Source organism: Clostridium oryzae (genome assembly GCF_002029235.1).
GTDB classification, from domain to species: domain Bacteria; phylum Bacillota; class Clostridia; order Clostridiales; family Clostridiaceae; genus Clostridium_AE; species Clostridium_AE oryzae.
In genome coordinates this window covers 48,491-64,308 of the sequence record NZ_MZGV01000026.1, presented here as the reverse complement: position 1 = coordinate 64,308, position 15,818 = coordinate 48,491, and the positions used below count along the sequence as shown (strand labels likewise).

Sequence of the window (15,818 nt, the reverse complement as noted above, 5' to 3'; positions counted from 1 at the left end):
ACTCCAATATTTATTTTTAAAATCCTGATACTTATCTACTAATATTTCTTTTACTGTTATTTTCTTATCTACCATAATACCTATATTTTACACACTTATCCACAACCTTGCAATTACATAGTTTCCTATAGAATAAAAAAGGGGTAGGAAGTGATTTCCGTCGGCTAAAAAATGCCTCCTCCAACCACTTCCTACCATATGCCAACTCTATGCATTTACAAAGTATTATTTTCTATATTACTTCTCACAAATTATTTTTCTTGTTCAATTATTTGTTATTATTTTCTTAAGAGCTATCTTCATATTACTTTGTATATTATATAGTTACATCACTATTTGTCCAAAACTATCTTGTTTCATTAGTCCTATACGTCCTAATATAAGCATTAAAATTCCATTGATCAATAAAGTTAAGCGTAGCTTCATATCCCTTATTATATAGATAATCTATGCTTTCTTTGGATTTTTTAAAATCTGTTGCAGAAATGTCCCTATCTATCTCTATTTCAATTGTTCTTATCTTGTCCTTATTTCTAACATATTCACTGGAATCATAATTTAATGTTGCTCTTATAACATCTAAAAGATAATACAATATACCAGTTTTTCTCTGAGCTGAAAAACTGATTTTTTTCTTAAATTTAACACCGAAAGTTGGCCATTTGGGAATGCCTTCCACATCAAATACCCATATTGGAAAATTGCTTAATAATCCCCCATCAACAATATAATTTATTTTGTTACTTTCATCATTTAGTAATACCGGAGTGAAAAAAATGGTATCGCACAGCTCATTCTTACAGCCCTTGAAAATTTATATTATCCCTTATAAAATTAATTACTAATACCATATATATATCAATATTTAAATCTGGTGCAAAGAAAAAGAAATGTTGTGGCACTACTGAGATTGATCCGTTCATTAAGCACTTGTAACACAACATTTCATATGTCCTAACTCTTAATATCTTCAAAATATTTTACTGCTTCTCTTTACTCTTTTCTCTTCAAATAGCGTACCCGCCATTTATATGGATGACTTGCCCAGTAATGTATGATGCACTATCTGAAGCTAGAAAAACATAAGCTCCTGCGCATTCTACAGGCTGACCAGCTCTTCCAAGCGGAGTGTCAGACCCAAACTGCGGTATTCCTTCCTCTGCAAGGCTTGATGGTATAAATGGTGTCCATATAGGACCCGGAGCCACTGCATTAACCCTTATTCCTGTTTTACCCTTTGCTAATGCTAAAGCCAATGATCTCGTAAATGCAACTAATGCTCCTTTTGTCATGGAATAGTCTATTAATGTTTCATTTCCCTTGAATGCAACTATAGATGCTGTGTTAATTATACTAGCGCCACTTTTTAAATGATTCATAGCCGCTTTTGTTAAGTAAAATGCACCATATACATTAGTTTTAAAGGTTTTGTCAAACTGATCATCAGGAAGCTGCTTAATATCCATACATTCATATTGTACAGCCGCATTATTCACTAAAATATCTAACTTTCCGTAATCAGCTATAACTTTATTAATAACTTCATTACAAAACTGCGGATTACTTATATCTCCAGGAAGCAGTGTACATTTACGTCCCATACTATCTATAAGTGATTTTGTATGATTTGCGTCTTCATGTTCATTATAATAAACTATTATAATATCAGCTCCCTGCTTAGCATAGGCTACTGATACTGCTCTTCCTATACCACTATCACCGCCTGTAATTACAGCCGTTTTCCCTGACAAAATATTTCCTTGTCTGCTATATGAAGGATCATCATATATTGGTAGTGGCTTCATCACATGTTCAAGACCTGGATGATTATTCTGATGCTGTTTTGGAAAAGATGTTGGAAAATCCATAATTATACCTCCTCGTTATAATGTTATATATAATATTATCTTCAAGAACGTATAAAAATATTAAACTAAAAGAAACTACTTTGAAGTACAATACATACTCCAAAGTAGTTTCTTTATTAATTAGTATAGTAGCCTGTAATTATAAACTGAGTATCTGTCTTATAGATTCGTATTTCCTTACCGGCCTTAGTATATCCAAATATTTTATAGCCATCCTTATCTGCTTTACCTTCATATTCCCATCCGTTATTAGCAAGTAAAGTATGATAATTTGATTCCGTGTTGGTATTAAAATCACTAAGGGCGTAACAATAAGCTATTGTTCCATCTGATGAAGTCTTTAAAGTATAATCTTGATCAGGTATTACAGGCACATCAGTAAGTTTAGGGAAACACTTTACTTTATTTGCTTTAATCGTAACAGCTTTACTTGAACTTTGTTTAGACTCCATTTCGCTTCTTACAGCTGAAATTTTAAAATATATTTTCTGTCCAACTTTAAAACCGTACCCTGCAGCAGAAAAACTTGCTGAAGTTTTCTTATACATTATAGGATACATTTTAGCATCACAAATTATTTGATACCCATAAGTTTTATCATTAGAACAATACACATAATATCCTTTTACTCCTCTAACTTTATTCCAAGTTAATTTAATCTTTCCATTCTTGCTGTTATACGTAACTTTTACGTTTTTAGGAGTACTTGGTGAGCTTGTAATCTTAATCTTTGCTATTTTACTATAAGGCGATGTAACTTTACCTTTAACTGCCTTTACTTTAAAATAGTAAGTCTGGCCCTTAGTAAATGGCAAAAATGACTTTGCAGCTGTAGTTGAAATTTTAACACTCTTTACATACTTTCCATTGTAGCTAGTTGAATAATATACGTAATAATAGCTTGCACTACTTACCTTTTTCCAATGTACTGTCACTATTTTTTCTGAGTCTGCTGTAACAATAACTCCTGTAGGTTTTGCAAGTTTGGTCTTTGCAAATGTGTCTACATTAAATAAGCACAAAAAAAATAAGCACAATGCCAACGAAATTGATTTTTTAAGTTTCATTATAGGAATTCCCCCTTTATATTTTGACGTTAAATAGCATCCTATAAACAAATAACAATTCAGCGCCCACATTCTATTTTAACCAGATAATGGTAAATAAGTCAATAACTTTCTAATAATTATTAAAATATTTATTTTATATTTTTATATATAATTCATTAGTTTATCTTGTACATAAATAAATGAACCAGTCCAAAACTGGACTGGTTCATTTATCACTTGCTGCTTTAAAAAACAAAAATTATTTTTCTACAGCTGTCAGGTACAACAAGTAAGCATACATATTGATACACTTAACTAGATTATCTAATGATATACGTTCATTATTTTGATGACACAAATCTATTTCTCCTGGAAAAATTGGGCCAAAAGAAACAGTATTAGGCATAGCCTTAGCATAAGACGTTCCTCCAGAAGTTATGAATTCTGCCTTAAGACCACTTAATTCTTCATAAGCCTTAGCCATCTGTCTCAAAAACGGTGTATCTTTATTTACACTTATCGGTTCCATGCAGAAATTATCCATATTAAAATCAAATTTATATTTATCTGCTGCGATACTAAAGCACTTCTCTACATCTGAGCCAAATGTTTTCAGTGCCATTCTCAAATTAAAAGCTATAGTATATTCATCACTAGTGCATCTTGCTAATGTAGCTGCAATTGATGTTCTTGTCTCATCATCAGTTTTATCTAAGTTAAGTGGATTTTTATTTTTATTATTGATTATTTCCTTCATAGAAAAATCTATTAACTGTCTCATTCCTTCATCTTTAAGCTCTAATGTGCTTAATAACTCCACCAATATATATATCGCATTTATGCCTAACTCCGGGACAGATGAATGCGCTGCTTTTCCTACGGTCTTAATATTTATATTTTCTCCCTGTTCCTCTATGATTATCTTATCAGCATATTCAGGCCTGCTCAAAACAAAACTATTAACTTTTTCATTAAGCAGCTGCTTATCTCCTTTAATAATTATATTGGCTTTAGGCGGAATGACATTATCCGATATTCCTCCATCAAAGGATATAACATCGAAATCTCCAGTACAATTATTTCTTCTGAAATTTACATTTACCTGTGCAAAGCCTTTTTCAGCGTTTATAATAGGGAACTCGCCATCTGGTGTGAACCCATAATCAGGCAGCTCATTATGCTCCTTATAAGTTTTAATGTCTTTCCAATCGACCTCTTCCTGAGTACCTATTATCATCCTGATTTTTTTAGAAGGTGTAAATCCAAGTTCCTTTAATGTCTTCAATGCATAAAGTGAAGCTATAGCTGGTCCCTTATCATCAACGGATCCTCTTCCCCATATATATCCGTCTTTATAAACACTTGAGAATGGAGGATTGTCCCAATCATTTTCGTCTCCAGCTGGTACTACATCAATATGTACAAGAACTCCTATAGTCTCTTCCCCATGGCCGAATTCTACTATTCCTATACTATCATTTTCAGTACAGTATGCATCAAATCCCATACTCTTAGCTTTATCAATAATTAGATGAAGAGCTTTTTTTACTTCACCATAATCGTGCGAAATACTAGGAATATTTATTATTTCAATGCAATCATCAATAATATCTTTCTTTTGTGTCTCAACATAATTCTTAATTCTTTCCACTACCATTATGCGTTCCTCCCATATCAATTTATAAAATCACTTTGATCATTAACTACAAACATTTTAATTGCATCTTCAAGCTGATCCAGCGTATCTTTATAACTTAAGTAAATCCGAATTCTGATATAATCTCTGCTCAAATCATATTCTTTTATTCTGCAATATAAATATTTACCTGATGAAAGCAGGTTGCTCAGTACAAAATTTACTTGTCTAGGCACATAACCTATGACAAATCCATGATCAGTTATTATTTTTATCGCTTTTTTATCATATAGATTGTCTTTCTCCTGAGCTAAAAAACAGATATTATGTTCCGTAAATTCTTCATCAAGTCCTTCTTTATCTATATACTGAACTCCTGCTATATCTGTAGAAAATAAGTATATATCTTTTACATGTGGTTGTACTTTAATATCATCTATCTTCATGACTTCTCGTTTTATGTAATTATTATCATTAATCAGTCCAGTTATACTCTTTTTTAATTCATTATTAGGCTCAGCTTTAAAAACTTTATGTATTACTTTCATATCTTTTTCAGAAAGCTTATCTCGATATTTTTTGAGTACAGCAATGGACTCTTTCCTTACGTCATTAATATTCCCTAATATACCCATCATTGCTATAATCTTGCCTTGTGGGTATAAATCTCTGCTTGCTTTTATAACTACAGCAAATAGAAGGTCAGCTATATACTTTTCTGTTAATTGATTCTTATCTATATCTCTTATGTTTCCAGTTAATTGTACCATATCAAAATTTTCGGTAAAGAACTTCAATAGCTTTAAATTGTCCTGCTTACTGCCATTTTTCATAAAATAGAAATAAACATCAAAATCATCTTTATCACTAAGTAAATAAGGATATAATTCTTCAAAGGAAAAGTTATAATTATAAAACTCAGCTGCCGAAATTAAGTCTTCGCTTTCTACAACCATTTCTTTAATAGATCTAAAAAAAACATTCTTCCATTTATCATCATTTAACTGACATTTTAAATTAGAAACAATTTCTTCATTATTATGACTTTCATCATCTTCTTCTAATCCCTTTAAAATATAAAATAATGAATATAGACAATAAATACTTTTTCTGTTATTGAGAGCTACCGGCAAAAAATTATTTAATATTTCTTCCTTTATAGATATTTTACAAAAATCCATGTTTTTTAAATAGTTATAGAGTAATAGTGATAATTTATTAATCTTTTCTTCACTGACATTGCGTTTCAAATAACTTTTTACATTCATGTTAGTACATACATAATCTGTAAGCAGCTGTTGATATTTATTATCCTTATAACCCTGTTCAATTAGATAAATATTTATTTTTTCATCTATATTTTCTAGGTTTGTCACAGCAAAAACTTTGATAACACCTTCTGATTTCTTTGCCAGCTCCAACAGCCAGGTATTGTATTTCTTTATCCTTTTTATAGAATTACTTAGATAAAAAATATATTCGGCTTTAGAAGCAAAATCATCGATTACCTTCTCTAATTCGTCATATTCCAAATATTGTTCAGACAATATCAGGCCTAGTTTAATTTCATAATCATTAACTCCATTAATGATAAATTTCTTTGTTAAATTGCTAATCCACTCACTATCAATTACCTCTTCTTGTACAAGAGCATTAAGTCTCACAATAAATGTATTATAAAAACAAATTAGTGGCTCAGTATCCTTTTTAATATGAATATGTTCACGTTTCCCTCTATATACCTTTAAAATTTCCTGGATTAAATAATCCGACTCCTCTATCTGCTCTTTAATAGATAAATTATCATAAAAAAATATATGATTTAATTCTATTTCTCCAGCTATCAAACCATCTTGCTCTATTGCCATCATGCTCACTACCTATCTCAAATTAAACTTCATATACACTCTTACTTTTCTTGTATAATAATATTATACCTTACAAACTAGAAAAAATCAGCACATTAATGGGTGGAAGTATTATCAGTGCTTATATATTTATCGTCAAAGAAACAGGACAATGATCTGATCCAAGCACCTCACTATGTATTTCACTGTCTATTATACTATCTCTCAATTTATCAGAAACCAGAAAATAATCAATTCTCCATCCAGCATTATTTTTTCTTGCATTAAATCGATAAGACCACCAGGAATACGCTCCTTCTTTCTCTGGATATAGATATCTAAACGTATCTGTAAAGCCTGACTTTAAAAGCTGAGAAAATTTAGCCCTCTCTTCATCACTAAAGCCAGGATTTTTTCTATTATTTTTAGGATTTTTAAGGTCTATTTCATTATGTGCTACATTCAAATCTCCGCAAATAATTACTGGTTTCTTTTCCTCCAGCTTCTTAAGATAACTTCTGAATTCATCTTCCCAAATCATCCTGTAACCAAGTCTCGCTAATTCATCCTTAGAATTTGGAGTATAAACTGTAACAAAATAGAATTTTTCATATTCGGCCGTTATTACCCTTCCTTCTTTATCATGTTCTTCAATCCCTATTCCATAACACACTGAAAGTGGTTTAACCTTGCTGAATACTGCTGTGCCTGAATATCCTTTTCTTTCAGCATAATTCCAATACTGCTCATAGCCTTCAAAGTTAAGTTCTATCTGTCCCTCTTGCACTTTACTCTCCTGAATTGCAAAAATATCTGCATCTATTTCTTTAAAGAACTCTTCAAAACCTTTATTTACACATGCCCTTATTCCATTAACATTCCATGATACAAATTTCATATAATCACTCCATTCATTTTATTGAAAAAAATACCTCATTCATAATTTCTAATTAATTATTATTTTACTTCCTGCATAAAAGCCAAGTACACCCAATATCACTGAACTTAAAACATATATGACTGCATTCAATTTTCTCTTGCCGTTGAAAAGATTAAATCCTTCATACATAAATGTTGAAAATGTAGTGTATGCACCTAGAAAGCCTTCGCCTAAGATCAAGTAAATTTCTTTGCTTGTACTAGCAGAAGTTAAAATTCCAAGCAGCAAAGCACCAGTAATATTTATAATAAAAGTTCCTATAGGTAACTTAGCCTTACTATGACTTGAAATATATTTACCAAGCAGATATCTAGTTATTCCTCCAAAAATTCCTCCAAAGCCAACAAATACATATTCCATATAAACACTCCCACGCTTATATAAATTAATACTGAGATGCTTTTTTTATTATTATCACATTTATTTTCATCACACAGCATCTTCTTTTGAATCATCTTCAGCAGCACTCTTTATTACTATTATTCTAGAAACTGCTTTTCTTGCTACAATCACTCCTAAATATGCTGCTGACAGACCAAATATTATCGACATCGTTAAGTAACTTAATGCTGAAAAATACATTCTTGACTGCAGCAATTTCACTAATTCCTTGCATAAAGTAGAAAATGTCGTAAAAGCTCCAAGGAAACCTGTCGTAAGCCCCAACCTTAATTCTTCCTTTATTTCCTTAACTTCAAGTGATATCGTTAATATCAAAGCCATTAAAAAACTTCCAATTAAGTTTATAAACAGTGTATTTACTGGTATTGCCCCTTTATAGTTATACAGATGTATATTCTTAACAAAAAATCTCAACATAGCTCCGAAAAATGCAAAAACTCCAACGTATATACACTTTTTCATTGTTACCTCCATCTGATTCTATATAAGTTGTGAAAGTTCTAATACATTCTGACTTCTAAAAGATCCTAGGGTTGAACCGATTCAGCAGTGATATTTTAGAAGCCATGATGTAAGAACTTTATTACAACTTATATAGATTGCAAAAATCCCTGCAGACAAAATCTGCAGGGTTCTAAAGCTTGTTAGCATTTACAGGCGAACTTTATCACCCTAGTTTTAAATCTATGTAAACAGAATATCAGATTGGAATCTTTATTGCAAATAAAATAAGGAGTGAGTGACCTCCGTCGGCTAAAAAATTCCTAATATGTGAACTTTCTATAATTATGTTTATCGTAATTCAGCACTACTTAATAACACATTCATTTTACGCATTACTCTCTACTCTTTTCTCTTTACTCTTCTTTAGCATATTCTTGGCAGCATTTCTGCATCAAACATATTTAAAATCCTTTTACCGCCAAAATAATTTTCCGCATATACCACTGGAAACTCCGTCATAAAAAAGTTTCCTATAATCGCAGCATTCCTGCATTGGTCGAGAGTTCTCATTGCAGTTAGAACCTCAGTAGCTTTGTCCTCCTTTACTACAAGTACTATCCGGCCTTCACAGGCCATATAAAGCGGATCAGTTCCTAACATATCATTTATTGCTGATATCTCCTTTGAAATAGGTATGTTCTCCTCAATAAGTTTAACCCCTAAACCTGAATATGTAGAAATTTCATTTATTATTGTTGCTAAGCCTCCCCTTGTAGGATCTTTCATTATTTTTATGTACGGAAAATAATCCTTAACAACATCCACTATTTCATAAACTGGTGCACAATCACTTTTAAAATCGCCTTTCAAATTCATATTAAATCTATCTACCACTATTGTAGTACCATGTTCGCCTATATTTCCGCTTACAATTATACTGTCACCTGGCTCAATAGTCTTAATCATATAATTGTTTTGCACAACCCCTACTCCTGCAGTATTGATATAAATACCATTTTGTCCGCTGCTTTCTATTACCTTCGTATCTCCTGTTACAATACTAACTTTCGAAGCAGTGCACTGCTGAGCCATAGAATTTACTATGTGCTCAAGGATGTCAATGCTGAAACCTTCCTCTATTATAAAAGAACAACTTAGATATAAAGGTTTCGAGCCTGATACAGACAGGTCATTAATAGTACCGCATACCGCTAATTTGCCAATATCCCCGCCAGGGAAAAATATGGGCCTTACTACAAACGAATCAGTCGTAAAGGTCATACTGCCTTCTTTTACTGGAAATGCAGCTGAATCCACCCCTTTTCGCAGCAATTCATTATCAAAATACTTATAAAATATCTGTTCAATAAGTTCATTTGTGTACTTACCGCCATCACCATGTACCCGTCTTATAACCTTATCCATAATATTTCCACCTTCCATATTTATAGTACACGGAACACGCTCCTTCAGAAGATACCATGCATGGTCCAACAGCATTTTCCGGGGTACAGCTTTTTGCAAAATAGCTGCAATCATAGGGTAATTTTTTTCCTAATATGATATCACTGCAAACACACCTGCGGCCTTCTATTTCGCTTTGATGCATATTGAACTTTTTTGAAGCGTCTAAGCTTATAAATTTCCTTTTGAGATATAGTCCTGAACCTGCAATTTTACCAATTCCTCTCCACTGCATATCTCCATAGGAAAATACCTCTTCCATAAGACTACTAGCATTCTTATTTCCTTCATCCGTTACACAGGTCCTATAAAAATTCTTAAAGTGCTTCTTTTCTTCGTTCTGCTGTTTTAATAAAAAATATATGCCGCTTAATATACTAAGTTCATCAAAACCACATACCACCGCTGGAACTTTGTATTCTTCCGTTATAAATTTAAAATGTTCAGCTCCTCTGATTACTGCTACATGTCCAGGACAAATCAGTCCATGTATTTTATCGCTGCCGTTATCCAATATTCTTCTGATTACCGGCTTCATAACTTTTAATGCACTCAATATTGAAAAGTTATCTATCTTTTTTGAAATAGCAGCTTTTACAGTAGCAGCAATAAGCGGTGCTGTAGTTTCAAAGCCAATAGCAAGGAATACAATCTGCTTACGTTTATTTTCCTCAGCAATACTAAGAGCATCAAGAGGTGAATAAACTACTCTTACATCCTTTCCTTCAGAGCGCTGCTGAAGTAAATTATCTTTCCGACCTTTTACCTTCATTAAATCTCCAAAAGTTGTTATTATCACATCACTATTATTTAGAAGCTCTATACAGGAATCGATATAACCTTCCGATGTTACACAGACAGGGCAGCCAGGTCCTGATATCAATTTTATTTTAGGGTATAACAATTCTCTCAAACCGTATTTTGAGATACTTTGAGTATGAGTGCCGCACACTTCCATTATTGACGTTTCATCAGTTTCTATCGCTTTTATCCTTCTAATTAAATTAATCAATATATCATTATTTTTCATCAGTATCTGCCTCTTCATAAGTTTCTTGCTCAAAAATTTGCTGCAAATAATCATAATATTCCATATTAATCTTTTCTATAGCAAATCCAGCATGAACCAATATATAATCATCTCTATGAGGATTTTGTATAAGTTCGATATCAACTATCTTTTCTATGCCAAACATATCTGCATAGGCCATATTGCCATCAATACTTTTAATTTTTGCCGGCACTGCTAAACACATCACCTTTCACCCCGCTTTTTATGATTTCATCTGCTGCTACAATCTGTCCAAAAGATATTCCCTCATCATTTATTGGTATTAAACAGTTAAAAGTTACATTGAACCCCCTGCTATTAAGTTTCTTAGAGATTGATGCTAAAAGATGTTCATTCTGAAAGACTCCTCCGCTTAAAACGACCTCTCTGATTTTATAAACTTCTGACAACCTCTCTGCTAAATCGCAGGAAGCTTTAGTAATTGTATTATTAAACTTAGCAGCAATAACTTCTGGGACTATTTTTTGTTCCAAGTCTGTCAGTAGTTGTTCAAACATATGCCTGTATTCTATAATAAACTTATCTTCATTACGGCAAATGTCATATTCATAAGATTCCCTTACTGTTTCATCCATTAGATTTTCCAATTCTATTGCACCATGTCCTTCATATGTAGCATAGTTTACTACTCCGAGGAGAGATGACACTGCATCAAACATTCGTCCTAAACTGGAGGATTCATGACAATTTATCGATGCATCAAGTGCTGCCTCAACGACGTTTAATTTATCTTTATCTATGCTCTTAAGAAACTTGTGCAGCGGATACTTCAGAGAATATAAATAACTTGCTGCACATCTCCAGGGTTCTTTAGCTGCCCTGTCACCTCCCTGAAGTTTTATATATTGGAAATGACCTGCCCGTTCAAACATTTTTCTATCTCCTACAAGAAATTCTCCTCCCCATACAGCTCCATCCTTTCCATATCCAGTTCCGTCAAAAACCATTGCAATAACTTTTCTCCAAAGGTCATGTTCTGCCATGCAGCTTACCATATGAGCATGATGATGCTGTATATATATCTTTTCTGTCTTTTTCTCAGCAGCAAACAGCTTGGTGTTATAATCTGGATGCATGTCTTGAACACATATGCTAGGATTGACATCAAGTATTTTAATTAGATGATTTGTCACATATTCATAGTTTCTATAACAATCCATCTGTTTTAAATCTCCTAGGTATTGACTGGTGTGTACGTATCCATGCGTTGAAATGCATACGCTGCTTTTAAGTTCCGCACCTAATGCCAGCATATCTTTCTCTATTGACAATTTCTTAGCATATGGTGCATACCCTCTCCCACGTCTAAGCAGCATTTCTTTTCCTTCAAATACTTTAACTACCGCATCATCTATAGGTACATATATTTTTCTGTTATTTATTAAAAAATAATCGGCTATTGAGCCCAGCCTCTCTAATGCAAAAGAATTTTCATATTCAATTGGTGCACCGCTAATATTACCGCTGGTCATTACAACTATGTCAAGTTTACTTTCTAGAAGCATATAATGAAGCGGAGTATACGGAAGCATAACCCCTATTCTCCTTTGACGAGGAGCTATATTTTTAGGTATAGTCTTTGGGGCCTTTATTTTTAATAGTACGATAGGCCTTTTACTGCTGGTAAGTACACTATTTTCTCTTTCAGACACATAGCATACTTTTCTAATCAAACTTTGATTCCTCATCATTACCGCCAGCGGTTTATCGGGTCTTCGTTTTCTTATTCTCAAATTATCTATAGCCTGCTCATTTCTTGCATCACAAACCAGATGAAACCCTCCGATGCCTTTTATAGCCACTATTTTTCCCTTTTTTATTAATTCTGCAGCACTATAAATAGCATCATAACAATCTATCTCTTTTCCGTTTCTATCTAGTAATGTTAGCTTGGGTCCGCATCTAGCACAGCAGTTTGGTTCAGCATGAAACCTTCTGTCATAAGGATTTTTATACTCTTCACTGCAATCAGAGCACATTTTAAATTCATCCATCATAGTATTCTTTCTATCATATGGCAAACCTTTTATGATTGAGTATCTTGGACCACAGTTTGTGCAATTGGTGAAAGCGTACCTATACCTTTTACTCTTTTTATCCATAACTTCTTTAACGCATTCTTCGCATATACCTAAATCAGGCTGAAGAAACCTTAGACTGTCTCTATTCTTTATACTTTCTTTAATAGTAAATTCATAAAAAGTGCAATATTCCATAGAAGAACACTGCACTTTTTCAATGTTTACAACATCTGGAGGATTTTTAACAATAGCCATAACAAACTTTTTTACATTATCTATGCTGCCAATGAAATCTATAACAACTGCTCCACCAGAATTGCTAACCGAGCCATAAATCTTAAATTCTTTTGCTTTCCGATAAATAAATGGTCTAAAACCAACCCCTTGAACTCTTCCGTATAACTGAATTAGAAATCTTTTTGCATTGGAACTTTCATTAATTTTATTCAGCAATTTCACCTTCTATATTTCTGAGAATAGCAATCTGATCCGGCAGATCTTCAATTCTCACCTCGATATCTGTATCATCATCTACTATACCTTCATTATAATTCTTAAGGTACTCGTGTAGATTTCCTGCATTTAGATGACTTCTTTCATTTACATTAACTACAAGCCTGTTTATTTTATAAAAATTCTTAGTTTTACAACATTCATTCAAAGCTTGAGAAATTTTATTAAGCAGTATTGTATCGTGCATAAAATAAACCTCCAAATTCAAATTTAAGGTACTATATTTATATAAAAATATCCAGAATAATATTCCTATTAGCTTTTTAATATTCCAATCTTTGGAATGCTTTCTAATATGCTAGCTTGCCCTTGATGACAGGAATTAAATTCTCTAGTAACATCCCTGCCCGCGTATATGCTAAAATGGGTTCCTCCACCCCACGATGGAGTAAGACTTACATCGTACACAACACCATCAACAGCTATATAAGCAGGTTTTCCATTGGCACCATCATATTGCTTAAGCTCTTCAAGTGTAAATTCTTTCAATTGCTGCCTTAGTTCTTTATTCTCCAATTTTCTTGGCTTCATACAATTAAATAACATTGTCATTTCGCCTTTTATTAGGCAGCCATAGTAGTTTCTCACATACGGACAAGGTTCGATAACCATCTTTTCAATGTATATAGATATCCTGTCATTACTGTCTAATATTTTTTGTTTAGGTTTACTACTCATTTATGCCTCCATGTCTTTACTTACTAAAGAAACAATCTGTATCCAAACTTCCCTATAAATTGATTCTATTTTTTTATCCAGTAATTCACTGAGTCCTAGTTTAAAACTAACACTGCTCACCTCTATTCCAATAATATAAACTTTAACACTTTTAAAGTACGATTTTATAAGGTCTGCTAAATTGTAGCTATGCAATGTATAACTATGCTTTTTATAGCAGCAATTTTGTTTCGTCAAAACTGTAAGCTGCCCAGGCATTTTATCATAAGCTGAACCATCTATTAGGAAAACACAATCTCCCTCTTCTATAAATGAAATGCTATAATCAATATCAGTTTCTCCAATAATAACTTGCATGTCTCTTCGGTTTTCATTTTCAATCCTACGCCTAATTTTTTCAGCTATTATTACACCGATGCCGTCATCTTCCATTAAAATATTACCTATTCCAATAATTTTAATCATACTATAACCTGAATTTCCAAGGGTTCTCCACTATCAGTTATTAGGTGTGTCGCACAGGAGACACATGGATCAAAGGATCGCATTATTCTTCCTATCTCTACAGGTTCTTTCACATTAGCTAATACTGTGTTAAGCAGTGCCTTTTCTCCTACTCCAGGATTCCCAAGAAGATCAGTTGGACTCATGTTCCATACTGTAGGTGTTATTATGTTGTAATATTTTATAAGTTTGTTCTCTATCTTTACAAAGTGCCCTAAAGCTCCTCTAGTCGTGTCTACAAGTCCTACACCTAATGCTTCATCAGGAATATCATATATTTTTTGATTGTTTGGTTCTAGCCGTACACGTTCAGATATCTTGTCCATTATCGAAATAATCTTTTTAGTTTCCAAAACTCTCGCAATATTTCTATCCATACAGGAACTTCTCTGCTCGTATTCTCCGCAAAGAATCATTCTAGCTAATGGTCCAACCTCCATAGGATATCCATCGTAATTAGGAGATTTTATAAAACTGTATCCTGATTTCTTATTAATATCAACATCTGTTTCATTTTGCTCAGTAGGCTTCTCTATCTCATTAGTGCCTACATACCAAGTATTCAATATATTTTCGGTAATTTTATTGCTGTCAAAATTCTGTATTTGTCCATTTATTGATACCGATGGCTTTACATAGCTTATTTCAGCATCTAGATATTCAGAGAAGAGTCCATAACTCATAAAATTTAAATATGATCCCCCAATTTTAAAATAATCATCATAATATTTAGCTATAACATATGCATCATCAAGCATTCTTGTATTAATAAAGTTCTTTAACTCAAGAATAATGCTTCTTGCTTTTGTAAGATTGTAAGAATTTATACTGACAGTTACTCCACCTACAAATACTCCATGAGCATGAGGAGCTTTTCCTCCAAGCACCGCTAATCCTTCATGAGCCATTCTGCTGTATTTAATACTCTCAATATAATGATTGACAAGTTTTTCGTTTATATCCTGCGGAAGTCTGTAATCATTATACTGTTCTGAATATAGTGGATTTATATCAGGCATTTTAACATAGCTTGGCAGTGTCAGATTATAAAACTGACGTATATGATTTTGCATTATCTCAAAACCGTGTATTAAACTGCGTATATATGAATCATTTAAACTTACTGTAATCTTAAGTGCATTTTCCAATGCCAAAGATGATGCCATTCCATGCGCCATAGAGCATATTCCGCAGATTCTCTCTGTAAAGTATATTGCATCTAAAGGATTTCGGGACTTTAACATTTTTTCAAAGCCTCTATATAAAAGTCCGCTGGTTCGTGCATTTACAATAGTGCTGTCCTGAAGCTCCACTTTCGTTTCCAAGAAGCCGCTTATTCTTGTGATAGGATCAATAGTTATGGTTTTTTTCATAATTCAT

The 15,818-nt window shown here is 32.8% G+C and carries 16 protein-coding genes; all 16 read right to left on the bottom strand.

The window, feature by feature from the left end:
- Positions 1-346: 346 nt before the first annotated feature.
- On the bottom strand, positions 347-679 hold the full coding sequence (locus CLORY_RS12710; RefSeq protein WP_079425002.1) for a hypothetical protein: 333 nt from the start codon (positions 677-679) through the stop codon (positions 347-349).
- A gap of 328 nt (positions 680-1,007) precedes the next feature.
- Positions 1,008-1,868, bottom strand: coding sequence for an SDR family oxidoreductase (locus tag CLORY_RS12705; protein ID WP_079425000.1), 861 nt, complete (start codon positions 1,866-1,868; stop codon positions 1,008-1,010).
- Between the two features lie 116 nt (positions 1,869-1,984).
- Positions 1,985-2,935: a fibronectin type III domain-containing protein gene (locus CLORY_RS12700; protein WP_079424998.1), complete on the bottom strand. Its 951-nt coding sequence runs from the start codon at positions 2,933-2,935 to the stop codon at positions 1,985-1,987.
- A gap of 241 nt (positions 2,936-3,176) precedes the next feature.
- On the bottom strand, positions 3,177-4,574 hold the full coding sequence (locus CLORY_RS12695; RefSeq protein WP_079424996.1) for a Sapep family Mn(2+)-dependent dipeptidase: 1,398 nt from the start codon (positions 4,572-4,574) through the stop codon (positions 3,177-3,179).
- Between the two features lie 17 nt (positions 4,575-4,591).
- Entirely contained in the window at positions 4,592-6,424 is a 1,833-nt protein-coding gene (locus tag CLORY_RS12690; protein WP_079424994.1) for an HIRAN domain-containing protein, read from the bottom strand.
- A 118-nt stretch (positions 6,425-6,542) separates the two neighbouring features.
- Positions 6,543-7,298 (bottom strand): exodeoxyribonuclease III, encoded by a 756-nt coding sequence (locus tag CLORY_RS12685; protein ID WP_079424991.1) that lies wholly within the window; start codon positions 7,296-7,298, stop codon positions 6,543-6,545.
- A gap of 48 nt (positions 7,299-7,346) precedes the next feature.
- Positions 7,347-7,700 (bottom strand): fluoride efflux transporter CrcB, encoded by a 354-nt coding sequence (gene crcB, locus CLORY_RS12680; protein WP_079424989.1) that lies wholly within the window; start codon positions 7,698-7,700, stop codon positions 7,347-7,349.
- Between the two features lie 69 nt (positions 7,701-7,769).
- Complete coding sequence (crcB, locus tag CLORY_RS12675) at positions 7,770-8,204, bottom strand: fluoride efflux transporter CrcB (RefSeq protein WP_079424987.1); 435 nt, start codon at positions 8,202-8,204, stop codon at positions 7,770-7,772.
- Between the two features lie 405 nt (positions 8,205-8,609).
- Positions 8,610-9,611 (bottom strand): hydrogenase expression/formation protein HypE, encoded by a 1,002-nt coding sequence (hypE, locus tag CLORY_RS12670; protein ID WP_079424985.1) that lies wholly within the window; start codon positions 9,609-9,611, stop codon positions 8,610-8,612.
- Positions 9,604-10,680: a hydrogenase formation protein HypD gene (gene hypD, locus CLORY_RS12665; RefSeq protein ID WP_079424983.1), complete on the bottom strand. Its 1,077-nt coding sequence runs from the start codon at positions 10,678-10,680 to the stop codon at positions 9,604-9,606. Before hypD ends, hypE begins: the two co-directional genes overlap by 8 nt.
- On the bottom strand, positions 10,670-10,906 hold the full coding sequence (locus CLORY_RS12660) for a HypC/HybG/HupF family hydrogenase formation chaperone (protein ID WP_079424981.1): 237 nt from the start codon (positions 10,904-10,906) through the stop codon (positions 10,670-10,672). Before CLORY_RS12660 ends, hypD begins: the two co-directional genes overlap by 11 nt.
- Positions 10,878-13,202: a carbamoyltransferase HypF gene (gene hypF, locus CLORY_RS12655; protein WP_423236521.1), complete on the bottom strand. Its 2,325-nt coding sequence runs from the start codon at positions 13,200-13,202 to the stop codon at positions 10,878-10,880. The genes CLORY_RS12660 and hypF overlap by 29 nt, the downstream gene beginning before the upstream one ends.
- Positions 13,186-13,443 carry a hypothetical protein gene (locus tag CLORY_RS12650; RefSeq protein ID WP_079424979.1) on the bottom strand — a complete coding sequence of 86 codons (258 nt, stop codon included), beginning with the start codon at positions 13,441-13,443 and terminating at the stop codon, positions 13,186-13,188. The genes hypF and CLORY_RS12650 overlap by 17 nt, the downstream gene beginning before the upstream one ends.
- A gap of 68 nt (positions 13,444-13,511) precedes the next feature.
- Positions 13,512-13,934 carry a cytochrome b5 domain-containing protein gene (locus tag CLORY_RS12645; protein ID WP_139376031.1) on the bottom strand — a complete coding sequence of 141 codons (423 nt, stop codon included), beginning with the start codon at positions 13,932-13,934 and terminating at the stop codon, positions 13,512-13,514.
- On the bottom strand, positions 13,935-14,399 hold the full coding sequence (locus tag CLORY_RS12640) for a hydrogenase maturation protease (RefSeq protein ID WP_079424977.1): 465 nt from the start codon (positions 14,397-14,399) through the stop codon (positions 13,935-13,937).
- Complete coding sequence (locus CLORY_RS12635; protein WP_079424975.1) at positions 14,396-15,811, bottom strand: nickel-dependent hydrogenase large subunit; 1,416 nt, start codon at positions 15,809-15,811, stop codon at positions 14,396-14,398. The genes CLORY_RS12640 and CLORY_RS12635 overlap by 4 nt, the downstream gene beginning before the upstream one ends.
- Positions 15,812-15,818 lie beyond the last annotated feature (7 nt).